General features: G+C 60.3%; 35 protein-coding genes. 23 read left to right on the top strand and 12 right to left on the bottom strand.

The window, feature by feature from the left end; genetic code table 11:
• Positions 1-42 precede the first annotated feature (42 nt).
• From G9465_RS12320 to G9465_RS12285, 8 genes are read right to left on the bottom strand one after another with little or no spacing between them, the layout of a single operon-like run.
• On the bottom strand, positions 43-330 hold the full coding sequence (locus G9465_RS12320; protein ID WP_166970385.1) for a hypothetical protein: 288 nt from the start codon (positions 328-330) through the stop codon (positions 43-45).
• Positions 331-332: 2 nt separating this feature from the next.
• On the bottom strand, positions 333-764 hold the full coding sequence (locus tag G9465_RS12315) for a hypothetical protein (RefSeq protein WP_166970383.1): 432 nt from the start codon (positions 762-764) through the stop codon (positions 333-335).
• Positions 754-1,098, bottom strand: coding sequence for a hypothetical protein (locus tag G9465_RS12310; protein WP_166970381.1), 345 nt, complete (start codon positions 1,096-1,098; stop codon positions 754-756). Before G9465_RS12310 ends, G9465_RS12315 begins: the two co-directional genes overlap by 11 nt.
• A 1-nt stretch (position 1,099) precedes the next feature.
• The gene (locus tag G9465_RS12305; RefSeq protein ID WP_166970379.1) at positions 1,100-1,552 is read right to left on the bottom strand and encodes a hypothetical protein; all 453 of its coding nucleotides are present in this window, start codon (positions 1,550-1,552) and stop codon (positions 1,100-1,102) included.
• 2 nt (positions 1,553-1,554) lie between these two features.
• Positions 1,555-3,042: a hypothetical protein gene (locus G9465_RS12300; protein WP_166970378.1), complete on the bottom strand. Its 1,488-nt coding sequence runs from the start codon at positions 3,040-3,042 to the stop codon at positions 1,555-1,557.
• Positions 3,039-3,314, bottom strand: a complete 276-nt coding sequence (locus G9465_RS12295) for a hypothetical protein (RefSeq protein ID WP_166970376.1) — start codon at positions 3,312-3,314, stop codon at positions 3,039-3,041. The genes G9465_RS12300 and G9465_RS12295 overlap by 4 nt, the downstream gene beginning before the upstream one ends.
• Entirely contained in the window at positions 3,311-3,544 is a 234-nt protein-coding gene (locus G9465_RS12290; protein ID WP_166970374.1) for a hypothetical protein, read from the bottom strand. Before G9465_RS12290 ends, G9465_RS12295 begins: the two co-directional genes overlap by 4 nt.
• The gene (locus tag G9465_RS12285; RefSeq protein ID WP_166970372.1) at positions 3,541-3,717 is read right to left on the bottom strand and encodes a hypothetical protein; all 177 of its coding nucleotides are present in this window, start codon (positions 3,715-3,717) and stop codon (positions 3,541-3,543) included. Before G9465_RS12285 ends, G9465_RS12290 begins: the two co-directional genes overlap by 4 nt.
• 177 nt (positions 3,718-3,894) lie before the next feature.
• Between G9465_RS12285 and G9465_RS12280 the strand changes: the two genes are divergently transcribed.
• The 4 genes from G9465_RS12280 (at position 3,895) to G9465_RS26095 (ending at position 5,280) form a co-directional block, all read left to right on the top strand.
• Positions 3,895-4,152: a hypothetical protein gene (locus tag G9465_RS12280; RefSeq protein WP_166970370.1), complete on the top strand. Its 258-nt coding sequence runs from the start codon at positions 3,895-3,897 to the stop codon at positions 4,150-4,152.
• 169 nt (positions 4,153-4,321) lie between these two features.
• The gene (locus G9465_RS12275) at positions 4,322-4,540 is read left to right on the top strand and encodes a hypothetical protein (RefSeq protein WP_166970368.1); all 219 of its coding nucleotides are present in this window, start codon (positions 4,322-4,324) and stop codon (positions 4,538-4,540) included.
• 184 nt (positions 4,541-4,724) lie between these two features.
• Positions 4,725-4,919, top strand: a complete 195-nt coding sequence (locus tag G9465_RS12270; RefSeq protein WP_166970366.1) for a hypothetical protein — start codon at positions 4,725-4,727, stop codon at positions 4,917-4,919.
• Positions 4,920-5,145: 226 nt separating this feature from the next.
• Entirely contained in the window at positions 5,146-5,280 is a 135-nt protein-coding gene (locus G9465_RS26095) for a hypothetical protein (protein WP_255491943.1), read from the top strand.
• 27 nt (positions 5,281-5,307) lie between these two features.
• Here G9465_RS26095 and G9465_RS12265 read toward each other — a convergent pair whose 3' ends face one another.
• Entirely contained in the window at positions 5,308-5,904 is a 597-nt protein-coding gene (locus G9465_RS12265) for a site-specific integrase (RefSeq protein WP_166970364.1), read from the bottom strand.
• A gap of 286 nt (positions 5,905-6,190) precedes the next feature.
• Between G9465_RS12265 and G9465_RS12260 the strand changes: the two genes are divergently transcribed.
• From G9465_RS12260 to G9465_RS12235, 6 genes are all read left to right on the top strand, one after another.
• Positions 6,191-6,685 carry a hypothetical protein gene (locus G9465_RS12260; RefSeq protein WP_166970362.1) on the top strand — a complete coding sequence of 165 codons (495 nt, stop codon included), beginning with the start codon at positions 6,191-6,193 and terminating at the stop codon, positions 6,683-6,685.
• Positions 6,686-6,810: 125 nt separating this feature from the next.
• A complete protein-coding gene (locus G9465_RS12255; RefSeq protein WP_193571703.1) occupies positions 6,811-7,101 on the top strand; it encodes a hypothetical protein in 291 nt (96 codons plus the stop codon).
• Between the two features lie 190 nt (positions 7,102-7,291).
• Positions 7,292-8,173, top strand: a complete 882-nt coding sequence (locus G9465_RS12250; RefSeq protein ID WP_166970360.1) for a mechanosensitive ion channel family protein — start codon at positions 7,292-7,294, stop codon at positions 8,171-8,173.
• Positions 8,174-8,387: 214 nt separating this feature from the next.
• A complete protein-coding gene (locus G9465_RS12245) occupies positions 8,388-9,686 on the top strand; it encodes a hypothetical protein (protein WP_166970358.1) in 1,299 nt (432 codons plus the stop codon).
• A gap of 78 nt (positions 9,687-9,764) precedes the next feature.
• On the top strand, positions 9,765-10,775 hold the full coding sequence (locus G9465_RS12240) for a Cdc6/Cdc18 family protein (protein ID WP_166970356.1): 1,011 nt from the start codon (positions 9,765-9,767) through the stop codon (positions 10,773-10,775).
• A 437-nt stretch (positions 10,776-11,212) separates the two neighbouring features.
• Positions 11,213-12,004, top strand: coding sequence for a DNA adenine methylase (locus G9465_RS12235; protein ID WP_166970354.1), 792 nt, complete (start codon positions 11,213-11,215; stop codon positions 12,002-12,004).
• A gap of 164 nt (positions 12,005-12,168) precedes the next feature.
• Here G9465_RS12235 and G9465_RS12230 read toward each other — a convergent pair whose 3' ends face one another.
• Positions 12,169-12,432, bottom strand: a complete 264-nt coding sequence (locus G9465_RS12230; protein ID WP_166970352.1) for a helix-turn-helix domain-containing protein — start codon at positions 12,430-12,432, stop codon at positions 12,169-12,171.
• 427 nt (positions 12,433-12,859) lie between these two features.
• Here G9465_RS12230 and G9465_RS12225 point away from each other — a divergent pair, with 427 nt between their 5' ends.
• The 11 genes from G9465_RS12225 (at position 12,860) to G9465_RS12175 (ending at position 18,568) form a co-directional block, all read left to right on the top strand.
• The gene (locus tag G9465_RS12225; RefSeq protein ID WP_166970350.1) at positions 12,860-13,153 is read left to right on the top strand and encodes a hypothetical protein; all 294 of its coding nucleotides are present in this window, start codon (positions 12,860-12,862) and stop codon (positions 13,151-13,153) included.
• Positions 13,146-14,531 (top strand): hypothetical protein, encoded by a 1,386-nt coding sequence (locus G9465_RS25610; protein ID WP_227015548.1) that lies wholly within the window; start codon positions 13,146-13,148, stop codon positions 14,529-14,531. Before G9465_RS12225 ends, G9465_RS25610 begins: the two co-directional genes overlap by 8 nt.
• Positions 14,528-14,872, top strand: coding sequence for a hypothetical protein (locus G9465_RS12215; protein ID WP_166970348.1), 345 nt, complete (start codon positions 14,528-14,530; stop codon positions 14,870-14,872). Before G9465_RS25610 ends, G9465_RS12215 begins: the two co-directional genes overlap by 4 nt.
• A complete protein-coding gene (locus tag G9465_RS12210) occupies positions 14,869-15,057 on the top strand; it encodes a hypothetical protein (RefSeq protein WP_166970346.1) in 189 nt (62 codons plus the stop codon). Before G9465_RS12215 ends, G9465_RS12210 begins: the two co-directional genes overlap by 4 nt.
• Positions 15,054-15,632 (top strand): J domain-containing protein, encoded by a 579-nt coding sequence (locus G9465_RS12205; RefSeq protein WP_166970344.1) that lies wholly within the window; start codon positions 15,054-15,056, stop codon positions 15,630-15,632. Before G9465_RS12210 ends, G9465_RS12205 begins: the two co-directional genes overlap by 4 nt.
• Positions 15,625-15,930 (top strand): hypothetical protein, encoded by a 306-nt coding sequence (locus G9465_RS12200; protein ID WP_166970342.1) that lies wholly within the window; start codon positions 15,625-15,627, stop codon positions 15,928-15,930. Before G9465_RS12205 ends, G9465_RS12200 begins: the two co-directional genes overlap by 8 nt.
• Positions 15,923-16,216, top strand: a complete 294-nt coding sequence (locus G9465_RS12195) for a hypothetical protein (protein WP_166970340.1) — start codon at positions 15,923-15,925, stop codon at positions 16,214-16,216. The genes G9465_RS12200 and G9465_RS12195 overlap by 8 nt, the downstream gene beginning before the upstream one ends.
• The gene (locus G9465_RS12190; protein ID WP_166970338.1) at positions 16,209-16,421 is read left to right on the top strand and encodes a hypothetical protein; all 213 of its coding nucleotides are present in this window, start codon (positions 16,209-16,211) and stop codon (positions 16,419-16,421) included. Before G9465_RS12195 ends, G9465_RS12190 begins: the two co-directional genes overlap by 8 nt.
• Positions 16,414-16,746 (top strand): hypothetical protein, encoded by a 333-nt coding sequence (locus G9465_RS12185; protein ID WP_166970336.1) that lies wholly within the window; start codon positions 16,414-16,416, stop codon positions 16,744-16,746. Before G9465_RS12190 ends, G9465_RS12185 begins: the two co-directional genes overlap by 8 nt.
• 218 nt (positions 16,747-16,964) lie before the next feature.
• Positions 16,965-17,987 carry a tyrosine-type recombinase/integrase gene (locus G9465_RS12180; RefSeq protein WP_166973036.1) on the top strand — a complete coding sequence of 341 codons (1,023 nt, stop codon included), beginning with the start codon at positions 16,965-16,967 and terminating at the stop codon, positions 17,985-17,987.
• Positions 17,988-18,268: 281 nt separating this feature from the next.
• Positions 18,269-18,568, top strand: coding sequence for a hypothetical protein (locus G9465_RS12175; RefSeq protein WP_166970334.1), 300 nt, complete (start codon positions 18,269-18,271; stop codon positions 18,566-18,568).
• Between the two features lie 256 nt (positions 18,569-18,824).
• On the opposite strand, the gene G9465_RS26280 is transcribed toward G9465_RS12175, so the two are convergent.
• A complete protein-coding gene (locus G9465_RS26280; protein ID WP_166970332.1) occupies positions 18,825-18,998 on the bottom strand; it encodes a DUF1059 domain-containing protein in 174 nt (57 codons plus the stop codon).
• A 348-nt stretch (positions 18,999-19,346) separates the two neighbouring features.
• On the opposite strand from G9465_RS26280, the gene G9465_RS12165 reads away from it, so the two are divergent.
• Entirely contained in the window at positions 19,347-19,724 is a 378-nt protein-coding gene (locus G9465_RS12165) for a cupin (RefSeq protein ID WP_166970330.1), read from the top strand.
• 166 nt (positions 19,725-19,890) lie between these two features.
• On the opposite strand, the gene G9465_RS12160 is transcribed toward G9465_RS12165, so the two are convergent.
• Entirely contained in the window at positions 19,891-21,699 is a 1,809-nt protein-coding gene (locus G9465_RS12160; RefSeq protein WP_166970328.1) for an FAD-binding protein, read from the bottom strand.
• A 114-nt stretch (positions 21,700-21,813) separates the two neighbouring features.
• Between G9465_RS12160 and G9465_RS12155 the strand changes: the two genes are divergently transcribed.
• The gene (locus G9465_RS12155) at positions 21,814-22,647 is read left to right on the top strand and encodes a winged helix-turn-helix domain-containing protein (protein WP_227015545.1); all 834 of its coding nucleotides are present in this window, start codon (positions 21,814-21,816) and stop codon (positions 22,645-22,647) included.
• Positions 22,648-23,226 lie beyond the last annotated feature (579 nt).

The following is a 23,226-nucleotide window of genomic DNA, read 5'->3' as shown; positions in this document are numbered from 1 at the left end:
AAGCAGGGCGTCGAGACGACTGGTCAGTGTGTGGATTTCGTATCATCTGTTGTCGAGAAAGGTCTGCACCCGGTCGACGAGGCGGTCCACCTGGACGCCGACGAACACGATGGCGGCGGCGACCAGCAGCGTCGTGCCCTCCGACCCGTAGCCGATCTCGGGTAGGAGCGTCGTCGCCGTCGTCGCGATCGCCGGGAACCAGTACGGCGACGTCGTCGAGATGAGTGCCCACGCCGGCTCGATCCAGCCGATGCTGAGTTGGCCGACGGCACTCACGACGACGGCGAGCGTCGTCAGCGGGTGCAGCAGTAGGTTCTTGAGTCGTTTCATGGTCAGGTCCCGGGAATCAGCATGTACAGCTTCCAGGCGATCGACGGCAGCCGTTTCAGCAGCTCCCAGCCGAGGTACACGAGTACGGCAGTGAACCCGACTGCGAGTATCGGTGCGGCCCATCCAGCGCTGGCTATTACCCCCGTAACCGCCTGCTGGACCGCCGAGTACGCACCGAGGAGGTCGACACCGAGCGTGCCGAACACGTTGATGAGCGTCACTCGGATGACGTCGAACGTGCCGGCGACGACGCCGAACATCGCCAGAATCGTGTTCACGCCGAAGGCGCCGACGTTCAGCACCGCGTTGATGATGTACGCCGAGATGATCGACCCGACGAACGCCACCGGATTCGTGGCGAACCGAAACAGCGTCTGTGCGACGCTCTTCGGCACCCGGAGCGTGAACAGCGTCTCGCCGTCGTCAGCGGACACGAGACACCACCCACGCTATCGGATACAGCGTCGCCAGCACGATGGTCAGCGCCACGACGTACCCCGCGAGTCCGGCGTCGGCGACGTACGGAACAGCCGCCGCGAACCCGCGGTTGATGACGACCGCCGGCAGGTCGTAGACGACGCCGACCGCCGTCGCAGCGAACTCGGTGAGGCCGGACAGCAATTCTAACGGGACGTTGACCAGCGACAGGAACGCCGAGATGGTGCCTTGAAAGTACGCGAACACGCCCGCCCCGAAGATGACGGTCAGCAGACGCCCCCAGCGTATCGAGACGCCGTTCTCGGCGATGTAGTCGCTGATTTCGACCATGCTATCCCTCGTCTTCCTCCTCGCTGTCGGTCCAGCCCGGCGTCGGCACGTCCCAACCAGTCCCGATGAGTGGGAAGAAGTTCGTCGTGTCTTCCTCGCTGATGTACGCCAGCAGGACGTAGAACGCCAACAGGACGATGACGAACGCGAAGACGAACGACAGCGGGCTGGCGAACCGACCGCCCGGCCCGATCGAGAGTGCGCTGGCGATAGCCCCGAAGTTGATGATCTGGGCCGCGCCGCCGAAGACGGCGTTGATGAGGTCGCCCGCGGCGGCGATGAACGCCTGTGTCGGGACGATGAACACGTCCGCCAGCGTGAAGATGCCGCTGGCGAGCGCCGCGCCGAACGCGAACAACACCGCGCCGATCCCCTGGAAGAGGACGGCGCCGATGCTCCCCGCGTCGGCTGCCCGGTCGAACAGACTCCGGACTCGTGGCCCACCAGCCGACACGATCAGGACCCTCCGAACTTCCGTTTCAGGCCGACAGCGCTCAGAATGGCAACGCCGATGCCGGCGACTTGTGCCCAGATGCTGCTGAAGAACCCGCCGCCGGACGTCCCGGTCGGGCCGCCGATCCCGGTCGCCTGGATCGTGTCGATCTCCTCGTCCTGGTAGAGGATGACCATGTGGACACGGTAGTTCGTGTCAGCGGATGCCGACGCGACGAAGGTCGCCGTCGACCCCTGCGATCCGAGCGTGTCCGTCACGCTGGAGTAGCTACCGTCGTCGGTGAGGTTGCCGAACGCCTCGGTCGTGTCAGCGCCGGTCGCCACCTCAGCGATGGCGTAGCGCGACTCGACGAGGCCCTGTTCGAACTCCAGGGTGATCGAGCCGTGGATCAGGTCGATAGCCGACGGCACTTCCATGTCGGCGTACAGTTCGAGCTTCTGCGGGTAGTTGTAGTCGTCCGCCGACGAGAAGTTCGTCGAGTATTCGTCCTCGTCGGTGATGTCCGAGAGCTGGTACTGGACGTCGTAGACGTGCAGGTCATTGATGACTGCGTTGTCGTAGATGCTGCCGAGCGTGTCCAGGCCGGTGATGTTCGCGACGCCGCCCTCGTAGTAGTTCGTGACCGTCGTCGTTTCGAGGTCGCCGTCACCGTCAGTGTCACGCTCGATCTCCGCGAGGTTGGCCTCGCTCTTCTTGTCCAGATCGAGCCCGGCGACGGTGACCGTCACGTCGTTGTCGACGCCGACGATTTCGACCTTCTGGATGCCGTCGAAGCTGCCGTCACCACTGCCGGCCAGCGGGAGGTTCGAGAGCTTCTCGGCGAACACGATACCGTTGCCAGTGCCGTTGGCAGCGATATCGTCAGCGGACGCGTCGGCCGAGCCGTTGATTTCGGCGTACCGGTAATCGCCGTCACCGTCGACAGCGCGAATCTCGGCAGTCCCCGAGAGCGTGTCGACGTTGAGGACCGTCGTCAGCACGCGCTTGTTGGGGTCCGAATCGATGGACACGTTGTCGGCGTACGTCGCCGTGGCCGTTTCGCCACTCGCGACGGTAGCCGCGAACTGCAGCTTGTCCACGCCGTCGGCGTCAGCGTCAGAGACGGTCATCCCCGAGTTCGATCCGGAGGATGTGGTCCAGTCCGATGCGACGGTCCAGTTCGCGGAGTTCTCGCTCTCCCCGTCAATGCGCGGAAACAAGTGGTAGGCATCGGCGTCGATCTGGTCGAAGCGAACGCCGACGGGCGTGTCCTGGGACTGGTTGACCGTCGCCGGGAGTTCGGTTAACTCACCGGAGTCGTTGTAGTACTGTGTCGCTGAGGACATCTCCGAGTTATCCCACTCGTCGATGACGAGTTCGTCCTCGACGGCGGTCGGGTTCGGCGATTTGTCCGAGTTGAAGTTCAGGCCGGGCGCCGCGGTGGCGGTCCCAGCGATGGGCGATGCGATAACGGTCAGGGTGAGAAATACGGCGAGTATTGTGCGTCTCATTCGTGTTCTGGGCGGTTCCGGCCGCTACCCGTGGTTGTCTGGTCGGTGCCGCCATCGGTCGCCGTCGACGGCGACGGCGCTGGCTGGTCCATATCGGCTTTCGCTCGGTCGACGGCGCTTCGGGCGCCCTGTCGGCCGGCAAACCAGAGCGTCCCCAGCACGAGCGGGAGTGCCAGCAGCACCGCCGACAGGCCAGCCCAGTTCGCCGTCGCGAGGATCGAGGCGATCGTCGCGTAGCCGGCCAGATGGACCAGCGTGGCGCGGTCGTTCATGTGCCACCCTCCATCGCTGCAGGATGGTCTTCCTGGTCGCTGCTGTCCTCGCCGTGGACGGCGTCGGCGATGAACGCGCCACCGACACCCATCGCCATCAGGACGAGGCCGGCGGACATGGCAAGGACGCCCGGGTCGGTGGTCGAGATTGCTGAGGAGGCGAAGCCGGCACCTACTGCGACGAAGCCGGTGCCCACCAGCCCGTCGGCCACGCGGTTACCGAGGCTCATGTGCCACCCGCGAGGAGTTCGGCGGCGAGGTCGCGGCTGGCGCCGGCCGCCTCGCGGCGGGCTCGCTCGCGCCGTCGCTCGTCGACGTTTCGCCACTCGGTTCGGTACGGTCGATTCGCGGTCTCGGCCGCGCTGTCCGGCGGTTCGTCGCCGCCGGACGTGTGGTCGGTCATGGGTAGGGGTACAGGCCCGCGGTTCGACCGCGGGTTGCCCGCTAACCCGTGGCTCTACCCATATACCCGCCGTTGAGATGGGGATTAGTTACCTCGAAGTATACCGAAAGTGCACCAGCGATTGCCCAGCGTCCACACAGAAGCTAATGTTATTAATTTAGAGAGTTCTCACCCACTATGCAGCAACTCCAGAACCACAGTGGGTCCGGCATGGTGACGGTGCCGAAAGACTTTCTCGATCGTGACGAACTCCTCGACGACGACGGCGACCCAGTGGACGCGCATCTGACCGTCGACCGCCTGGGCGAGCGCGCCTACGTCGTTCGCGTGTGTGACGGCGACGTGCCCGAACTGTCCGAGTGTGAGTTCATCAAGCGCATCGCCGCCGAGCGCGTGCTCAACGAGGACGCGTTCGGGCGACAGCAGGGCGAATGATGACTGACCGAAAACCCTCTGCGAGCGAGGAATCTGGGCGCGGTGCTGCTGGGAAATACATGGCGTGGTGCCCGATCTGCGGGGAGACGATGCCCTCACCGGAGTTGGCCGAGCACGTGACCGGTCACGGTGCGGCGTCAGAGAACGACGAACAAGCGGACGGTTCTGCATGACCACGCTGACAGAGATATTCACGAGCGAGGACACTGGCGGTCTCGACGAGGATGAGCTCGGAATGCTGGTCGTTCATCTCGTGGAGATTCACGATCTCTCCCCTTACGACGTCGCTCAGTGTCTCCCGCGTCGATCCCGCTGGGTGCGAGAGACGTACCGCGAGTACAAAGACGAGGACTCCGAAACCGTCGGAAACTCGGAGGGTTCTGAATGACGGCCCCACCCTACGCATACCGCGAGTCAGATGATACGTGGTATCGAATTGAGGAAACAGCCCGAGCCGGGGATGGTGAACTCGTCGTCAAATCGAAAAGCCCGGTCGCAGACGAGAGCGAGGTGCCGGCAGATTGGCGGCCTAACCGAATCGTACAGGATGGCGATTTCGAGGTGCTACGGTAGTGTCCGAGAATCAGATGAGACGGCCGCTGACGAAACTCGCGGACGCCGTGTTTGGGGCTCTCGAAAGTACTGTCATGGGATACGAGTGTCCCGAGTGCGGCGAGCGGAGTCACATGGATGACTACGAGCGAGAGGTCTTCGGGACTGGGTTGGATCTGTGGCGCTGTCCGGAGTGCCAGGAGTTGATAGCATGACCAATTCTGGAACGAATCGGATGGATTCAATGACTCGAAAAGACTGGTATATCACGCTATCAGTCCTTTCTGCTGTGTTCATCGCCGGCGTGGTAGCTGTCAGCCTTCAACCGTGTATGTGGGGCTGGGAGTGTCGCGGTCAGGCAGCTGTCTACGCGACAGTGAGGGCCGCCGGTGTCGCGCTGACGGCGATCGTTGCGTCGTTCGTCGCACATAGGGTGATTCTATGACCGCCGGCTCTCGAACGGCGACGGACGAAATCATGATTGAGTACGACCCAGAGAAGACCGACCGAGACGAGATAGCCGAGTACATCTCGGAATCGTTCCATCACGTCGATTACATCGAGGTGGACCTGTGACCGGTAACAGCGATAGACCGTCCGATACTACAGCCCGACGTCGGCGAACGCGTCGTCGATGACCTCCTCACTCGGGGCGTTCAGATACGGCTCGATAGCGGCGAAGCTCTCCCAGCCGCCGACGGCCATCACCACGCGCGGGTTCATCTGCTGGTCGACGAGGAGCCGCTGGGCGAACCGGCGGCGGAGATCGTGCGTGCTCACCTTCTCGAAGTCGGCGTCGCCGGTCTCGTCCGCCGCCCGCTTCGCGGTCCGGCGGACCACGGCCCGGACGCCCGGCTGTGTCAGGTCGACGTAGGCGTCTTTCGGCGCGATGTTGTGTTCGTTCTGGTAGCGCTGGAGATCGCGCTCGACGCTGTCGGGGAGGTAGGCGTCGCGTGGCTTCCCGCCGTTGCCCGACGTGTCTTTCCCCGAGCGAACGCGGAGGCGGTACTGGTCGCTCTCGGTTGCTTTGACGTCGACGGGCCGAACCTGTGGGATTTCGAAGGCGCGCAGGCCGACGAACGCGCCGAGTTGGATAATGAGGTCGTCGCGCTGGCTGGTGGTCGCCCGGCGAAGGTCCTCGATCTCGCTGTCGGTGAGCCAGACTTTGTGTTCGTTCCCTGCGGTGGCTTCGATTCGCATTACGATTCCTTAAGTTTCCGTTACTATAGTGTCTGTGGTCGGCGTGATCGAGCCGGGGACACCCCGTGTACCGAGTGAAAATCTGTGTGTCTGTTACGACTTTTAGAACAAGTCGTTATTACTGAGTCATTCTCTGCGTCTCCTCTGTTGAGCGACTTACTACCGTTACTCCCTGGTTAGCCTATTGTCAATGAATAACTAATTTGGGAAAACCTTATTACTATACACTATATAGAATCGAGTATACTCAGATACACCCAATGTATTTGCGTGTAGTTGGTAAACTATGGCAGAAAAAACCATCAAAACAGATGAGCTCGTTCATGAGCAGTTACAGGCTCTCAAAAGCAAGTATGGTGTTGACACGTTCAACGATGTGCTTCGTCTTGAGTTGGAGATAGACCCCGGGACGGATATTGAAAAGCTTTCAGCCTTCCTGAACGAACAGCTTAGAGATGATTTAGATAAAGTACTGAGAGATATCGAAGACATTGCCAACTTCGAACGTGGGTATAACCGAAGAAACAAGAAAGACATTCTTACATTTGAGGTTGCTGACACCAGAAGAAAAATTGCAGAAATCCGGTTCAGAAAGGGAGAGTTTTTCCTTTATTACCGGGGTAATAACGGTGAAATGGAGCGGTGTGTGCGGTGCTACGAATCCGGTGATGATGGCGTCTCTTACTTTATCGCTGACCAAGATAGTGACTCCAATGAGCTGGAGGATGCCAGAGAATCCGTCATCAAGAACGTCCAGCAGGCGTATCAACGCTGGAAATGAGATAGTCATCTCGATTTAACCCCACCACACCGAGACCGATTCGCCCATCTGAATAGCACAGCACTGCGATCCCTCGCTCTCAGCAGGAGCCGCCAGGGTATTCACGTGCAGTGCTGGTGTACATAATGAATGAGAAAAAGTCACTCACCGATGAATTACGTGCTACAAAAGAAGAATTGATCCGCAAAAAACGCCAGCAAGAGGGGCGTGGAGGGGTCCACCCTCCGTTAGATCCAGAATATCGGTACCTCAGCACACTCTCCGCTGATGAGTTGGACACCCACATTGAACGGCTTGAACGCGATCTGCACCATCTCGAAGTGGGACCAGAGGTGTGGGCCGACGCTGAAGAAGCAGAAAGAGCTGAAAGCAACCAGGCTGACAAGTCGTACAATAAGGACTCCCCTGACGAATAGCGGCTTATTGGACAAACCGTTACTACAGAACCACTTTCGTTCCAGCGTGGTCTGAGTGCATACTCCACTCAGTAGATGTGCATACTTAGCGTTGAGTGTCCCGACCAGTGCCGTTCTCTACTCCGATCCTGTGTCAGTACTCCTGACCTGGCGAGTCTTTAATAGGTCGCCGGAAGCACTGGTATGTGGTATGATACCACTCCAACAAGGGGTCCCGCTCGACCCACAGCAGTACGTGCCACCACTCGTCAGTGCGGCCACGACGGTCGTGTTATTCATCGTCGTGTTCGTCGTCATTTACTTGCTCGGGAAGTATTTCATGACCCGAGCGGTGGAACGTAGTCTCAGGCATCGGGACTTCGACGAGACGCTTGTTGGTCTGGCGGTAAGCACGACCGGAGTGGTCGTCGCCGTCGTGGCGGTGGCGCTGGCCGCTACGGTTGCCGGTTTCGGGGTTGTTCTGGCTGCGTTTGCAACCCTTGCCGGTGCGCTTGCGCTCGCCGTTGGCTTCGCTGCCCAAGATCTCATCGCCAACTTTGTCGCCGGCGTGTTCATCATTCAGGATGAACCGTTCACGGTTGGTGACTGGATCGAGTGGGACGGGAACAGCGGCGTGGTTCGAGACATCGAACTGCGGGTGACGAAACTGGACACGTTCGACAATCAAATGATCACCGTTCCGAACAGCGATCTCGCTAATGCAGCGGTGATCAATAACGTGGAGAACGATCAACGCCGGGTATCGGTTGACTTCGGTATCGGGTACGACGACGATATCGACCAAGCACGGGATGCCATCATCGACGAGGGGACACACATTGACGACGTTCTTGAAGAGCCCGTACCCACGGCACCCGTCACAGGACTCGGTGACTCGGCTGTCGTGCTCCAGGGGCGGATCTGGATCGACCCGAACGAGAGTAGCTACGGGGCAATACGTGCACAGTTCGTCGAGGCGGTCAAGCAGCGCTTCGATAGCGAAGGGATTGATATGCCGTATCCCAATACAGAACTCTCAGGCGGGATAGAGATCGCGAACGCCAGTGAGGTCGAGGGGGTTACTGGCGACTGAAGATGCGCTAATTGTGATCTACTGAACAAAGGCTCCGTATTTAGCACGGAGCCCTTTTCAAAATTCAGGTTGATTGTGAACAGGAGTGTTAGGTCGTTCCCCTGTACTGACCAATTCATGACTTTTGGGACAAGTCGTTATTTACGATTCAGGAACGTGGTTCAAGAGATGTAATTACCATTCAATTAATTACCATTCGCACACAGAAATATCTGTGAATCGACGGGAAATCCTTCTCTCAGTCGGCGCGACGGCCTCAGTGGCCGGTTGTTCGACCGGTGCACTCTCCGACCAGAACAGTTCTGGAAGTGGTACTACACCTGTCTCGAAAGCATCGAAAGGTAGCCAGCCAGTCGGTTCGTCGTCGAAACTCGACGGGTTGAAGGTTACCGTCACCGACGCACGCCTCGCCAGCAGGTTCGTGACTGAGCCACGTACGTACCGGAGTGTCGACGGTACTGCCTACCTTCTCGCCCATTTCCGTGCCGAAACTGTCGGCGGTGAAGCGACGAGTCACCCAACCGCGACCGACATTGTCGCAATCGTTGGAGACCAGCAGCGGCAGCCGATGGTACTCGGCTCAGACATCACTGAGCCTGTCTCGGGTAAATCGTATAGTGGTACTTCGGATGCACGGCCGGGTGTCGTTTCCGAGGGATGGCTTGCCTACGAGGTCTCACGAGATACCAGCAGCGCAGTTGTCTCGTGGAGTTCGCCGAATACCGCCGCATCTTCATCGTGGTCGGCCAAACTGTCGCCTGAGGACCTCCCGAACGTCAGTATCGCTGGATTCAACGGCCCGTCAAAACCAGAGAAGTACCGCACAATATCTCTCAGCGTTCAGGCAGAGAACACAGGCGGACAGACAGGACAGGTGAACGCCAGAATCGTCTCGGATATCTTGCGTACGGACATCCCTGTGAATTTCGAGGTGCCAGCCGGTGAGACAGTCGCGGAAAACATCGACGTTGAGTATCCGTCCGACAGCCCCGACAGTGCTAACTTCCGGCTCGTTCGTGCCGGCACAGAGAATCAACTGGCGAAGACGACAGTCAACTATCTGATTCCAGTTCGATCCTTCGGCAAGTCTATCAAGACGCCAGAGGGTGCCTCAGTCACGATATCTCCTCCGAGGTTTAGTGACAGACTTGAATACGAGGGTCGGTATAGGGATGCTGACAGAGCTGGCAGTAACCAGCAGTTCGCGCTGGTCCGTATCGACGCCGAAGCCAGTACTGAGTCGAGTGCTGCCGTCCCAATCGCTGACGCACTACGGGCAGAGGTAAACTCCAGTAGCTATAGCGCGTTCGACACGCCGTTCGATGCAAGTATTCAGTACCCTGTTAGCGGGGGGACCTACGACCGTGGCTTCGCATCAATTGAGGCAGGGCAATCCGACAGCGGCTGGATTGTGTTTCAGGTCCCTGATTCTGCCAGCGCAAGCAGTCTCTCGGTCGTCTGGGACCACAATCCTATGGCTTCACAGCCTCTTACCGTTCGCTGGTCTGAGTAGCAGGCTCACTCCACTTTCACTTTCACTCCGGACGTGGCTCGCCTTTTTAGTCCGTATCTGATAACCAGTTGGACTGTAATGATTACCGACGCCAGAGCGCTTCGGCCGGAGTTCGTGCCTCGTGACCTCCATCACCGCGAGGGTCACATAGACCACCTCTCGTCGATACTTGCGCCCCCATCACTCGAATACGCTGAGGATATCTGTATCTTCGGTCCCTCCGGGGCTGGCAAGACGACCATCGCGAAGTACACGCTTGGCCAGCTCGAACGCGAGATGTTGGACCTCCGGTGGGGTTACGTCAACTGCCTCCGAGACAACTCCGCTGGAGCGGTCGTCCACGCCTTCGCCCGAGAGGTCGGCGTCGGCGCGGACCTCCGGTCGGAGGGGACACCGACGTCGACGGTCATCCGACGTCTTCGGGACCGCGACGAGCAGTTCATCGCTGTCCTCGATGAGGTTGCCGTGCTGGATGAAGAACCACTGCTGGCACTGTACGAAGTCCCGAACGTCTCACTCATCTGTATCACGACTGCTGAAACGGAGTGGCTGAACTCGCTGAACCAAGCCGCAGCATCACGGATGCAAAGCGCTGCGACCATCCGGCTAGAAAAGTACAGTCACTCAGAACTGGTCGACATTCTCGACGCCCGTATCGTCCACGGTCTGATATCTTCTCGCGTTGCAGACGGTGCTGTCGAACACATCGCCGACCTCGCAGCTGGTGACGCTCGCGAGGGTATTGCACTACTCCGGAGGGCAGCGGTCTACGTCGAACAAAACGAGATGCGTGAATTGACTTCAGAGGTTGTCAACGCAGTCGTAGATGATGCCGAACAGGACATCCACCAACGACGTGTCCGGTCCCTGGGGACACATCAACGGCTCCTGTTTCGAATCATCGACGAGGCAGGCGAAATCGACGGCGGAACGCTTCACGCTCGATACGAGAACCGGGCAGACTCACCGAAATCCCAATCGTCGCGGAGTCGGTATCTCCGGCACCTCGAACGCTACGAACTCATCGAGTCTGAGGGGTCGACCCGAAACCGGTGCTACCGGTCGGTCGCGACTTTTACCCACTCGTAGAATCGCCAGAGGGGGTTCTTTTACCCACTTTCACCCATCATTTACCCATCGGCTGAGGCACTGGAAATCTGGCTTGTCACACCGAATTACGTGTCTGGATAGTCGAAATGCGACTTTTACCCACGCGCCGCCTCAGCGCTTTAGTCAGCCGTATCATCGCGTCGGATATGGCACGCAGTCAGACCCCTGACCGCATCGAGCGCGAGAAAGTCGACGACAAAGAGGCGAAGGCGTATTTCTACCACGACGACCCGACCACGGCGCGGTTATTGAGGTCGAGCGCGAGGAGCGCTGGAGTTCGGCATCGACGACGAGGCCGTCGCGACGCTCATCGAGACGACGGACGTCGCCGACGACCTCGCGGCCGACCCGGACATCCCCGAGTGGTTGGTCGAATCGCTCCACGGATTCGGTATCGAGGAGGTGTCGGTCTGAGCATGCCGGATGCGGTGTTTCCGTTCCCCGGCGGCAAGAGCCGGCTGGCGTCGTGGATTCTGGACCTCGTGCCGGAGCATCGGTGTTTCGTCGAAGGGTTCGGCGGCGCGGCTGGCGTGCTCGCCAACAAGGACCCGGACACGAGCACGGTGGAAGTCTACAACGATCTCGACGAGGACCTCGTACACTTCTTCGAGGTACTGCGTGAACGACCCGGCGAACTGGTCGAGTGGTTATCCAGCGTCCCGTATTCGCGGGCGGTACACAGCGACTGGGCCAAAGCGTACTATCGTGGTTATCGGCCGAAAGACGACCTCAAGCGAGCCGGCCAGTTCTTCTACCTCCGATACACGCAGTGGGGCGGCGGCTACGACTCGTTCAACGGCTTCGCTACGAGTAAAGTGTCCAGTCGGGCGGTCAGTTTCTCGAACAAGCTCGACCGTCTCAGAACGTTCGCTGACCGATTCAGCGATGTCGTCGTCGAGAACCTGCACTGGCGCGACCTCGTCGACAAGTACGACGACGCGGAGACTGTGTTCTACTTCGACCCACCGTACGTCGGCACCGAGGACTACTACCCGGCGAGCGACATCACACACAGTGAGTTCGTCGACGCGCTGGCCGACCTCGACGGTCACGTTCTTTGTTCGTATCAGGACCTGCCCGACGGCGCCGACGAGCTACATGTTCTCGCTCGCGACGGGAAGAATCACATCAACAGCGGCAAATCGGGCTCAGCGAACGAGACGACCGAACACCTGCTGCTCAACTTCGAGCCGGAGGGCAACGCGTGAGCGTCATAGGAAAACGGCCGTCGGCAGGGTGGGGTTGTGAGGGTGTGGGTGGATGGCAAGTGAAGGGCCGACGGCCTGTTTCGATACCCACAGTCACTCTTGAAAAACGTAGCAGCCGGGTCAGACGCGGCGGAGCGCGGTCGCGAACTCGCGTCCCATCTGGCTTACGAGGACTTGACGAATTCCTTCCCGTCTTCCGTAATCCACCACGCCTTCCCCTGACCGAACTTTTTGGAATCAATGAGGCCCCTTTCATCGAGGTCGCGGAGTCGCTTGTAAACTGCCGTTTTACTGATAGGCAATTCATCTGCCAACTCTGGCGCCGAGACAACTGGGTCGTCGGCCTCGATGAACAGTTCGAGAATCTGTTTGTCAGACACCACGGGCTTTCGACCCCCGGAGTTCTCCGACTCGCCCGTGTCGTCCATACGCTTCCTCGTCCCGACTCGTGCTTAAAGCCTCATATCCCATACATTTGTTACTGTGGAAACCTTAGGGTCCCCACAATAACTAAGTTACTCCGGAATAACTTTGCAGTTACGGCTGACGCGACGCTCCCTCGGGGGTCCACTCGTTCGGAAAACGGGTGCGACGCCGTGTCTCCAGCACGGGCGTCGCGTCGGTCAGGAGTGACCGTATGAACACACACGCTACGCGGGTTGAAAAACGCCCCGCACGGTTCACGCAGGGAACGCGCAGTAAAGACAACGTTACTGGACATTATCTGGCCACTAAGGGTAGCTGTCCGACCTGTGGCGAGCCCATCGACGGGTTCGACGCCGACGGACGGACGACCATCACCTCGTGCGGCCACAGTGCCGCCGAGCGAACGCGAGACGCGATTTTGGAGCAAGCATGACTGAGACCACCAACACCGACGAGCGTAGCGACGAGGAACAGCACACCGACGACACCGATATCTACGAGGTGTCAGTCGAACTCCGAAAGACCGCCATGGTCGCAGTTGAGGCGGAGTCCTGCGAAGCCGCGTGGGATGCGCTACGGATGCCGCATAACCGCTACGTGTCCGAACAACTCCGTCAGATGCGCTTCACCGGGTCGGAGTACCAGCCCGTGGATGTCATCACGGTCAACGACGTGTCGGAGGCAGATATCTCGCTAACTGGCAGCGAGGGTGACGATGCCTGAGAACACTTCGATAGCGGTGAGTAGCGACGACGACCAGCCCGAGACGGTGCTGGCCTGCCCGGACTGTGACTCGACGGGTATCCGGTCGCGTGTCCAGAACGGCTACGGCGCACCGACGCACGACAAGGACTACTACTGTCGGGACTGTGGGCACAGTTTCGACGAGCCGGTCGAGCGCGAACCGTACGATCAGTCCGGGCTTCCCGGGCTCGCCGGCCGACTAGACCGGATGGACCCCGACGACGTCGACGACCAGCTCGTCACCGACGGCGGGCAGGACATGGTCACGTGTTGCCCGCACTGTCAGGCCACGCAGTTTTTCGCGGTCAACGGTTCGCACGTCGGCGAACCCGCACGGCACGACGATGATTACTGTTGCGGGCGCTGTGGTGAGACGTTCGACGATCCCGATGAACGGGCGCGCCGGAGTGACACGGACACTCGCCGCGGCCTTGCAGGCAAGCTGGCCCGGATGGGCGAGGAGAAACAGCCCATGACCGACGGCGGGGAAGCCGTCGTCTACTACGCGACTGGGCAGTACGACGTCTATCACGAGTGTCGCGACTGTCGATATCTCAAACAGGCCGATTCCATCCGGGAGATCGCGGTTTCGACGCTGAACGGCACGCGTGACCCGTGTGGTGCGTGTGTCGAGATGCCCGATGATGTCACCACCGGCGAGATCGTCACGGACGGCGGGACGCCGACCGCCGCCGAGTCCGAGTACTATGAGGACGGCTCGTTCGTCACGTGTCCGGACTGTGGCGGCGAGTTGCAGTACCAGAACCGGGCGGCGGTCCTGTGTCTGGACTGCGAGGCGAATTTCGGCCACTACTACTCCGACAACGGCAGGAACCAGCTCCTGTGGGCGCCCGGTAACGAGATCACCGCGTCGGTCTATGACCCGGCCGACGACGAACGGGACGAGCGGGTCGCGACGGACGGCGGGCAGTCACCCGGTGAACCGGTCGACATCGGACTGTTCGCTACGTGGCACCACAAGGCCGCCGAGAACGTCCAGCGGTGGGGCCTGCAAGACACCGAGACACTCCTCCTGGCGATGCAAGAGGAGATGGGCGAACTGACGCAGGCCCATCTCGAAGCCACCCACGAGGACGGCGACCACGAGCGCATCGAGGCGGAACTGGCCGACCTCGGGGCGTTGCTCCTCCAGTTGCACATGCGTCTCGTTCGGGACCAGCGTGACGAACCGGTCGCGACCGACGGCGGCCAGCCTACCGACGACGCGTTGCTCTCGCTGGCGTCCCGGCTTCGGTCGACGGCCGACCGCATCGAACAGACCATCGGTGACGACGTCGAGTACGAGGGCGCGACGGACGCCGAAGTTCGGGCGGCACTGGATGGTGAGTCGGCATGAGTGGGCGCTGTCGCATCTGTGGAGACAGCGACAAAGAGACTCGTGAGGCCAGTCCCGGCGAGATTGGACAGGGATTGCTCTGCACCCCGGTGTCGCTCTGTGAGTTCTGCGAGCAGCTCGTCGACGCGCCCCACCAGGACGGCTGTCTCGTCTGTGGCGACGACGACACGCACTTCTCGTTCGAAATCGAGGGCGTCTCCGGCGCCGACTCGCTGGACACGTACTACGGCGGTAGTCTCTGTACCGAGTGTTCACACGATCTCCTCCTCGAGGTCCAGACGCGGGCGATGGACTCGCAGGCTAGCGAGGATATCGACAAAGAGGAGGTGGTCAGTGCGTGAGGTCCGCGCACGACCGCGCCGAGCGCAAGCTCGATCGGCTCGTCGACCGCTACGCAGAGGACGTCGGTCTCGTGGAGTTCGAGTTGCTCCTCCAGCAGCACGCCCAGGACCTCCACGAGCGGGCCGCCGACGAGGGCGAGTTGCGGACCGTCGACGTCGACGATATCGAGGGGTGGTCGGCGTGACGGCGATCGACTGGCCCGCAAGGTTTGATCGGACTGACCCCGCCCGCCGTTCGAAGAACCGGAACTTCGAGGCGACGCTGGCGAAGACGACGAAGGACCTCGCGACGGAGATGGACCGCCTCGACCCCGAAGAGTGGCGCGCTTCGATCGGGAACAGTCACACGAAGACGAACACGTTGCCACGAAGCAACGCCAACCCCGATGATCCGGGATTCGTCCTCCGGTGGACCAAGGACGGCCAGCAGTTCGCGGTCGCCTGTGACGCCTATTCCCGACTGCGTGACAACGTGCGGGAGGTGTACCTGTGGGTCCACGAGACACGAATGCGCGGGAACCGCGCGGTCGTGACCGGCGAGAGTGAGTTCACGGCCGCCCGGCTCCCGAACGGGGACGGCGAGGCCGTGGTTGCGTCCCCGCCACCCCACGACGTGCTGGACGTCGCGCCGGACGCGCCCGACGGCGTCGTCGAGGCCGCCTATCGCGAGAAGACGAAGGAGATGCACCCGGACCACGGCGGGTCAACCGAGGCGTTTCAGCGACTGAAGCGGGCGAAGGAGGCGATGCTCGATGCGTGAGGTCACGCAGTATCAGGCTGGCGGTCCGCATCCAGCAGTCTCGTACGGTCCAACCGACGAGGGTGACGAGTGGCTCCTCGCGGTCACGACCGAGTCCGAGGGTCGCGTCGAGATCGTCCTCGACGAGGTGATGATGTACGACCTCTGGACGGAGGTCCGAAACGTTCCGTGGCCGAGCGCGGCTCACCACACCGAGGAGCGCGGTCGCCTGGTCCGACAGGTCGTCCACGCGGCGAACGGCGCCGACGAGGCGATGCTTCGGGACGCGCTTCGGGCGCTGGGGGTGCGCGATGACTGAGGACCGCGCCGCGCGGACGGCCGCCCAGTGTCTCGACGAGGCGCGGGACGTGCTGGGGAAGGATCGCCCGCACGACGCGCTCGAAGCCATCGGGAACGCCGCACACTTCGCGGCGCAGGCCGCTCGGAACGACGGGCCTGTGGCGACGGCGCGGGTCGAGCGAGCTAGTGACGCACAGGACTCCTGGACCGAACTCTACCCGGGCCAGACGAAGGAGATCGATATCCACGGCAAGGCGACGGTTCGCATCCAGTCGGAGGTTGGGGGCGGTGACGATGATGAGTAGCGCCGACAGCGGTGATGATCTCCCCGAGGCGATCGTCTACGCGCCGGACATCGACACAGTCCACAAGCCCAGCGATAGCGGTCTCGTCCCGGCCTGTGACGATCGCCTCCACAACTGCGACGCCGACTGGCGGCTGGCGACGGCGGCCCGTGCCGACGGTGAGCGCTGTCGGCATCCGGAGTGTTTCGGAGGTCGCGATGACTGAGAGCGAGATCGAGGTCGACCGGTCGGCGCCGTTGCGAACCCAACTTGTACAGGCGTACCTCCGGTCGTTCGAGGAGGTCGGCATCTGGGTCTTCGCGATACTCCTCCTCGCGCTGACGGTCGCACTCGGTGCGGTCGTTCCGCTCGCGACGGGCTACGCCGCCTACTTCTGGACGCTGGGGCAGGTCACTGGCTCTGGGCCAGTCGCTCAGGGGATCGCATGGATCGCTGCCGCGTTGTCGTTCGCGACGGTGTTCACGGTGAACGGGTCGGCTGGCCTCGCGCTATTGATACTGACCGATAGCGGCGACGCTGACGAGGAGTAGCGAGACGGCGGTTTCGGCGGTTCGGACCCACAGGTGGCAGCTCGGTTCGAGTCCGAGCGGGTCTCTCGACAGCGGGCGCGTCTAGCTTGGAACCCTGGTCGCGCTTGCTGTCATCAGGAGAGACCCATGCAAACGTACACAGAGACACGTGTTGGTTGTTTCGTATATAGATCGGGAGGTGTTGGCGTCGCGTGAGCTCGCCATCGAAGCCGGAGGAAATGCCGGTCAGCCACGCGGTCAACCGCTTCCTGCGGAAGCGTCAGACGGATGCGACCGACCGAACGCTACGGTCGTATCGGAATCGACTGGACCCGTTCGTTGAGTGGTGCGAAGACAACGGTATTGAGTGCCTCGGTGACTTGACGGCGTGGCACATCGACGAGTATGATCTCGCTCGGCGCGAGGCCGATCTCGCTCCGACGACGATCAAAGGGCATCTCTCGACACTGCGCGTGTTCTTGAAATACACTGCCAGCGTCGGTGCTGTCGACGACGACCTTCCCGAAGCGGTGGACGTGCCGCCCCTCGACGCTACCGAGGAACAGAGTGAGGAGCGTCTCTCGGCTGAGGACGCTACGAGTGCGCTGTCGTTCTTCCGGAGCTCGCGGAAGTACTTCGGAGTCTCTATGCACGCGTTTCTGGAGGTAGCGTGGCACACTGGCGCTCGGATGGGCGGCCTTCGCGGGCTTGACCTCGATGATTACAACGCCGATGACCAGTACCTTGAATTTCGGCACCGGCCGTCCTCCGGGACGCCGTTGAAGAACAAGGGGGACGGTGAACGCTACGTCGGAATCGCTGACCCGGTCTGCGAGGCACTGGAGACGTACATCGCTCGTGAGCGTTCGGACAAGCGCGACGAGTACGGCCGAGAACCGTTGTTCTGTGGGCGTCAGGGTCGCCCGTCGTTCACGACGTTGCGGGCGTGGAGTTACCAGGCAACTCAGCCGTGTCTGTGGACCGAATGTCCGCACGGACGACGGCGTTCCTCGTGCGACTGGACACAACGGAGTGAGGCTTCGAAGTGTCCGTCCTCACGGTCACCACACCGGATTCGCACTGGGAGCATCACGTGGCAACTCAATCGTAGTCTAAGCATCGAGGTCGTCGCTGAGCGAGTTAACGCGACGCCGTCGGTCATCCGTCGTTACTACGATCAGGCCACCGCTGAGGAAGAATTCGAGAAACGCCGCCGCGCTGCGGAGACAGCGCTCGATATTGACACGGAGTCAGATTCATGAGTACGCAATATCAGAAGCCGAGGAATCGCTACCAGGGAACCGGAAATTCGCAGTCGTTTCACTCCCTCCGACCCCACTCCGTATAAAAGTAAAGCGGCCTATTTCGCCGCTTTCGCTTCACCACTCCAGAGCGGGTAGTGTCGGTCTCCCCAGGTGGTCACGGTGAGCCTTGACCGCCGCTCCACGGAGAGGCTGCCACTCATCTGTGAGTTCTGCGGTGAGGTCATTGAGGACGCTGACCAGCGCTGTCCAGCAACCGACGACGGCCGGAGGTGCCGTCCATGACCATCACGCTGGAGACGCCGTGTCTCACCGACGGCAACTGGGTCCGCCGATCGGCCGACTCTCGAGGCGTCGACGGGCACGATCTCCTGAGACAACCTCCACTGGACTTCGACACATCCGCTCGGCCCGGGTGCGTCAGTTTGGCTGGTGTTCTGCATATCGTGAAGTTCGGTCGGCCACGAACCATCGCCGGGGCCGTTGGAGGAGTCGGATGCGAGGCCCTCGGCGCAGGAAATGTCACCGGGGCGTGGACCCTCGTTTGGATCGTCAACGATGTCGGAGCATCCGCCGAGTGATGGCGTCCCGCAGGCAGCCACGTATGCTCGCCGGTCCATACAAGGATGTATCACCGGACGCTCAAGATTAGTTGGCCCTTTCCGTATTTACCCTCTCGCAGTGATCAGAGTAATATTCAATAAGCAGGTCTACTGAACGGCGTATTCTCTTAATTGACCCTGAAACGAAATGACTTTGGCAGTTACGACTTTTTGAATACGCCGCAAAATCGATCAATACATAGGAGAGTGTTGTCAGACTGGTGTCAGCTGGACGTTAGACGGTTTGTAGGTGTTCGGTCTGAAGTTCGTCGTCAGTGTAGTCCTTTCCGTGAACTTCCTTCATGTGCTTCTGGGCCAATTCGATTGCTTCTGCTTTGTTTTCTGATTGGATAATGAACCGGCAATCGGCCTCAGCCGCTTCGCAATCGAGTTTGTGAGCTTCTGGCATGTGGAACCATTCCCTTTCGGGACATTACATTAGTGAAGAATCCAATTATAGGTTGGTACCAGATGATACTGAAAACGTCCCAGTTAGCATCGTACAGAACGGGAGCGGACGCTTTTCGTGATGAATACGCAGGTTTACTGAACGGCGTATTCTCTTAATTGACTCTGAAACGAAGTGATTGAGGCAGTAACGACTTGTTCTAAAGTCGTGAATCGGTCAGTATAGTGAGTGCATTCATCACTCTGGAACGCTCCGAATCCCTGCTTCCTCGGTAGTGCTTAAGCGGTGCTGACCTGTACAATACAATGTGGGCTGATATCATAGAACAAATCGGCCACTAGAACACCCATGGCACCAGATACACCGCAAGCGGTCACCCAGCAGGACCTTGAGGAAGCCGAAGGCACACCAGGTATCACCCGGAAGGTGGCCTTCCAAACGGACAATAACACGCTCGTCCAAGCGCATGCGGAGGCCGGCGTTTCGTCGGGCTGGCACCATCACGGTGACAGGCACGTCTATGCCTACCTCGTCGAGGGGGCGGCAGTCATCGAGTACGGCCCGGATGGGAGCGAACGACTCGAACTCGAGACGGGGAGTTCTTCCACCTGCCCCTGGGTAGTCCATCGCGATGTCAATCCCAGCAATGAGCCCCAGCAGTGGATAATCAGCTTCGTCGGCACTGGTCCCCTCGTCGAGAACGTCGACGGGCCAGATCCCGAGTAATGGTTTCGCCGGAGAGACTGTTGAGGAGCTACCATCCGCTTCAAGAGCCAGCCACTGCTCAACGCGGAACACTCACAGGGTACAGTGTCCCATAGGCAGGTCTACTGAACGTCGTCTTCTCTTAATTGACCCTGAAACGAGGTGACTGAGGTAGTAACGGCTTCATTTACTTATCGACAGACGGCGATACCGTCGGTGCGATGTTCTGGTTTAGGCGGAACAGGTTCTCTGCGTCGTACTCGTCTTTCAGCGTGACCAGCCGGTCGAAGTTCTCTCGGCCGGCCGCCGACCGCACTAATTCTTCGCCTTCCTCGCCGAAGCCGGGGAAGTTCAAGTACAGACTGCCGTCGGAGAAGCGGTGCATGTCTGCCCAGCGCTCGCGCGTCCACGCGACGATTTCCTCGGTGTCCGCAGGGTCTTTCCACGTCGAATCCAGGCTCAGCATATACTCCATACTCCGGTCCCCGTAGGCAGTCTCGGTTGCGTCCACTCGGCCCATTTTGCCGCCCTGATGCCAGATCGGAATGAGGATTCGTGGGTCGGGACGGTCCTCGGCGATCGTGACGACCGCCTCGATGATCTCGTCATCGAGGCGGTCGAGATTGATCGACTTCCAGTAGTGACACAGTTCGCCCTCGGGAAAGAACGGATCGAACATCGTCTGGACCTGCGTGTACGGCGCGGCGACGCTCAAATCCAGAAGTGGCTCGGCGAGTTCGCGCAGCGGCTGGAGCACGCGCCGTCCCTCCTCGACCGGGCCGCAGTGCATGGCGGCGACGGTGATGATGGGCTCACCGTGCGTCTCGTCGGGGAAATCGGGAACGGCAGGAACAGACCAGAAAATCACCTCCGAGGATACCTCCTCGGGGGCCTCCGCCATGAAGTCACGCCACGAAACCAGTACATCGTGGGCCGTCCCGAGCGGGTACATCGTCGCAACGAACATCACCTCGGGGCCGACCGGATGGAGCCGATACTCGAAGCTGGTGACGACCCCGAAGTTGCCACCCCCACCGCGAATACCCCAGAACAGCTCGGGGTTCTGGGTCTCGCTCGCGGTGAGGAACTCGCCATCGGCGGTCACGATGTCCACCGAGATGAGGTTGTCGATGGAGAGCCCGTACTTCCGGCGGAGCCACCCCATCCCGCCGTTAAGGGTCAGCCCCGCAATGCCAGTTATCGAAACGACCCCACCGGGCGTCGCCAGCCCGAAGACCTGCGTTTCCCTGTCGAGCTCGCCCCACGTTACGCCCCCTTCAGCTCGAACGGTACCGGCGTCGAGGTCAACGTGAATGCCCTTCATCTGGGAAAGGTCGATCACCAACCCGCCATCACAGACAGCCGTCCCGGCAACGTTGTGGCCACCGCCACGGACGGCAACCAGCAGGTCGTTCTCCCGTGCGAAGTCAACGGCATCGATGACGTCCGCCACGCCGGTACACCGGGCGATGAGGGCCGGATACTTGTCGATCACGCGGTTCCAGACGGCGCGTGCCTCGTCGTACTCGCCGTCGCCCGGGCGAATCACGTCGCCTTGAAACCCTTCGACGAAAGCGTCCACGGTGGCGTCGGAGAGTAGCGTCCCCGACCACTCCACGATGGACCCGTCCTCGAAGCTGAGGACTTCGAGGCCTGAGAACGTGACCGCTCCGTCCTTGCTGTCGGGATCACGGCCTAGGAAGTGACTCTCTGGGGTGGCGTTCCCGGATACCTGAATCGCTAGCGTTCCGTTTGCGACGGTAGTGTCGTCTATTGTAAGTTCCAGTTCAGATGCGGCGTTCGTGTGGCGCGTGACGTACCGTTCGTACGCGTCAGGGCCGGTTCCGGCGATGGGCTCTGACGGGTCGTTGATGACGCTGTCGTCGGCATACAGGTCGTCAATTCGGTCACGGTCGTTCTCGTTCCAGGCCGCATCAATGAGGGTGCGGCCGAGCGTTTCGTGGTCGGTCGGTGTGGTCGTGTCTCGGTGAGACATAATTGGGGCTACGGCTGGGGGAAACATGTAATCAATCAGTGATATTTTCGGCCGAGCTGAGACCGTCTCATTGCCTGAGACAGACCTATCGTAGAGGACGGTGAATTCATGAGTATGATGACGGCTGAGTCCGAGGAAACCGACCGGCTGATCGATCTGCTCCGGCGCTCGGCGCTGCTTGAGGAGCTCCAGCAGGAGGCACTCGACCGAGGCGACCTCCAAGATCGGCTGGGCGTATCGAGGGCCACCTGCCACCGCCATACGCGCACACTCGACGAGTTCGGCGTTATCGAACGAGTTGATGGTCGCTTTCAGCTTACCGAGGCGGGGCGACTCCTCACAGACGCGCTCACCACGTTCAAACGAGACGCCGGGTCGGCACTCCAGCTCGCACCCGTCTTGGACGCGGTGAAGGATGCACCAGTCGAGATCGACGCCGAGGCGTTCGCTGACGCGACCGTGACGAGCGCCAAACGTGGCGATCCCTACAGCCCAGTGGCAAGATTCGTTACCCTTGTGCAAGAGACGGAGACGCTCTATGGGTTCGACGTAGACGGGATCGCCCCGCTCTATATGGAGGAGATCAAGGACCGAATTGTCAGTGGGATGGAAACGGAGGATCTCGTTATGCCCGAAGTCGCCAAGAACACCCTCGACGAGTATCCGGAGAAGTGCAGAGAAGCGTGTATGAGCGGCTATCTCACGATCCAGCTGCACGACAGTCTCCCGTTTGGCCTTGCTGTGTTCGACGACCGCGTCGGGATAGGAGTCTGTGAACCTGACGCCAGGCAGCTTCGCGTCTTCGTCGATACGGGTTCACGGGAAGTGCGAGAATGGGCCGAGGCCGTCTATGGGGTGTATGAATCCGAAGCATTCCTGATGGAGGAGTTTACGCATCAGGGGTTCCATGAGGCCATGGAGCGGGGAGGGCTGGAGCTCACGATGTGAACCGAGGTCTGTACTCGGCTTCGTCGAACGACGCGTTCTCTCCCACGCTTACGACCTGTCAAGAGATTCTTTAGAAATTGAGCCAAGTTGCTGCAGACATCCTCAGTATTCAGCACGTGATTTCTAACGTAATGCGGATAGGTTCGAGACTGGAGCGCTATTTCGCCCCTCTATATCGGACAGAGCGTTCCGACAGGCAAGTCAACTCGGGAACGGGTTACCGAAAACGACGCCACTACGGTCTACACCCCATTTATGTCTACATTCCGAACATATAGCAATATCAAAGGCCACGTTTTCAGGACGTCACCCATACTCTGGGCATCGGATAATACCTTTGTCGTGGCCTATGTTAACTTGTTTAACGATAGTCATAATAAATATAATTATTTTATTCTAACACTATGATGGTGAGCTGAATCTCGAACAGACGCAATCCTCGCCCTCCCGAGCGCACCTGCCGCCGTTCCACCAGAACTCCGATATCGTGGGTATACATACATGTCGTGGATCTGATTTCACAAACCAGTGGTATCTCGCCGAAAGCACTGCAGTGCTCGATACACCCTTCTGTATTGA

This window comes from Haloarcula sp. JP-L23, from assembly GCF_011602445.1.
Taxonomy (GTDB): Archaea; Halobacteriota; Halobacteria; order Halobacteriales; family Haloarculaceae; genus Haloarcula; species Haloarcula pellucida.
The sequence above is the reverse complement of the archived record's forward strand: the minus strand, read 5'-3'. Positions and strand labels throughout refer to the sequence as shown.

What these genes read in the sequence shown, in the direction of transcription:
- G9465_RS12320 (WP_166970385.1), bottom strand. Translation starts at nt 330, where the DNA reads ATGAAACGACTCAAGAACCTACTGCTGCACCCGCTGACGACGCTCGCC.
- G9465_RS12310 (WP_166970381.1), bottom strand. Translation starts at nt 1,098, where the DNA reads ATGGTCGAAATCAGCGACTACATCGCCGAGAACGGCGTCTCGATACGC.
- G9465_RS12300 (WP_166970378.1), bottom strand. Translation starts at nt 3,042, where the DNA reads ATGAGACGCACAATACTCGCCGTATTTCTCACCCTGACCGTTATCGCA.
- G9465_RS12295 (WP_166970376.1), bottom strand. Translation starts at nt 3,314, where the DNA reads ATGAACGACCGCGCCACGCTGGTCCATCTGGCCGGCTACGCGACGATC.
- G9465_RS12290 (WP_166970374.1), bottom strand. Translation starts at nt 3,544, where the DNA reads ATGAGCCTCGGTAACCGCGTGGCCGACGGGCTGGTGGGCACCGGCTTC.
- G9465_RS12285 (WP_166970372.1), bottom strand. Translation starts at nt 3,717, where the DNA reads ATGACCGACCACACGTCCGGCGGCGACGAACCGCCGGACAGCGCGGCC.
- G9465_RS12280 (WP_166970370.1), top strand. Translation starts at nt 3,895, where the DNA reads ATGCAGCAACTCCAGAACCACAGTGGGTCCGGCATGGTGACGGTGCCG.
- G9465_RS12275 (WP_166970368.1), top strand. Translation starts at nt 4,322, where the DNA reads ATGACCACGCTGACAGAGATATTCACGAGCGAGGACACTGGCGGTCTC.
- G9465_RS26095 (WP_255491943.1), top strand. Translation starts at nt 5,146, where the DNA reads ATGACCGCCGGCTCTCGAACGGCGACGGACGAAATCATGATTGAGTAC.
- G9465_RS12265 (WP_166970364.1), bottom strand. Translation starts at nt 5,904, where the DNA reads ATGCGAATCGAAGCCACCGCAGGGAACGAACACAAAGTCTGGCTCACC.
- G9465_RS12260 (WP_166970362.1), top strand. Translation starts at nt 6,191, where the DNA reads ATGGCAGAAAAAACCATCAAAACAGATGAGCTCGTTCATGAGCAGTTA.
- G9465_RS12255 (WP_193571703.1), top strand. Translation starts at nt 6,811, where the DNA reads ATGAATGAGAAAAAGTCACTCACCGATGAATTACGTGCTACAAAAGAA.
- G9465_RS12250 (WP_166970360.1), top strand. Translation starts at nt 7,292, where the DNA reads ATGATACCACTCCAACAAGGGGTCCCGCTCGACCCACAGCAGTACGTG.
- G9465_RS12240 (WP_166970356.1), top strand. Translation starts at nt 9,765, where the DNA reads ATGATTACCGACGCCAGAGCGCTTCGGCCGGAGTTCGTGCCTCGTGAC.
- G9465_RS12235 (WP_166970354.1), top strand. Translation starts at nt 11,213, where the DNA reads ATGCCGGATGCGGTGTTTCCGTTCCCCGGCGGCAAGAGCCGGCTGGCG.
- G9465_RS12230 (WP_166970352.1), bottom strand. Translation starts at nt 12,432, where the DNA reads ATGGACGACACGGGCGAGTCGGAGAACTCCGGGGGTCGAAAGCCCGTG.
- G9465_RS12225 (WP_166970350.1), top strand. Translation starts at nt 12,860, where the DNA reads ATGACTGAGACCACCAACACCGACGAGCGTAGCGACGAGGAACAGCAC.
- G9465_RS25610 (WP_227015548.1), top strand. Translation starts at nt 13,146, where the DNA reads ATGCCTGAGAACACTTCGATAGCGGTGAGTAGCGACGACGACCAGCCC.
- G9465_RS12215 (WP_166970348.1), top strand. Translation starts at nt 14,528, where the DNA reads ATGAGTGGGCGCTGTCGCATCTGTGGAGACAGCGACAAAGAGACTCGT.
- G9465_RS12200 (WP_166970342.1), top strand. Translation starts at nt 15,625, where the DNA reads ATGCGTGAGGTCACGCAGTATCAGGCTGGCGGTCCGCATCCAGCAGTC.
- G9465_RS12195 (WP_166970340.1), top strand. Translation starts at nt 15,923, where the DNA reads ATGACTGAGGACCGCGCCGCGCGGACGGCCGCCCAGTGTCTCGACGAG.
- G9465_RS12190 (WP_166970338.1), top strand. Translation starts at nt 16,209, where the DNA reads ATGAGTAGCGCCGACAGCGGTGATGATCTCCCCGAGGCGATCGTCTAC.
- G9465_RS12185 (WP_166970336.1), top strand. Translation starts at nt 16,414, where the DNA reads ATGACTGAGAGCGAGATCGAGGTCGACCGGTCGGCGCCGTTGCGAACC.
- G9465_RS12180 (WP_166973036.1), top strand. Translation starts at nt 16,965, where the DNA reads ATGCCGGTCAGCCACGCGGTCAACCGCTTCCTGCGGAAGCGTCAGACG.
- G9465_RS12175 (WP_166970334.1), top strand. Translation starts at nt 18,269, where the DNA reads ATGACCATCACGCTGGAGACGCCGTGTCTCACCGACGGCAACTGGGTC.
- G9465_RS26280 (WP_166970332.1), bottom strand. Translation starts at nt 18,998, where the DNA reads ATGCCAGAAGCTCACAAACTCGATTGCGAAGCGGCTGAGGCCGATTGC.
- G9465_RS12165 (WP_166970330.1), top strand. Translation starts at nt 19,347, where the DNA reads ATGGCACCAGATACACCGCAAGCGGTCACCCAGCAGGACCTTGAGGAA.
- G9465_RS12160 (WP_166970328.1), bottom strand. Translation starts at nt 21,699, where the DNA reads ATGTCTCACCGAGACACGACCACACCGACCGACCACGAAACGCTCGGC.
- G9465_RS12155 (WP_227015545.1), top strand. Translation starts at nt 21,814, where the DNA reads ATGATGACGGCTGAGTCCGAGGAAACCGACCGGCTGATCGATCTGCTC.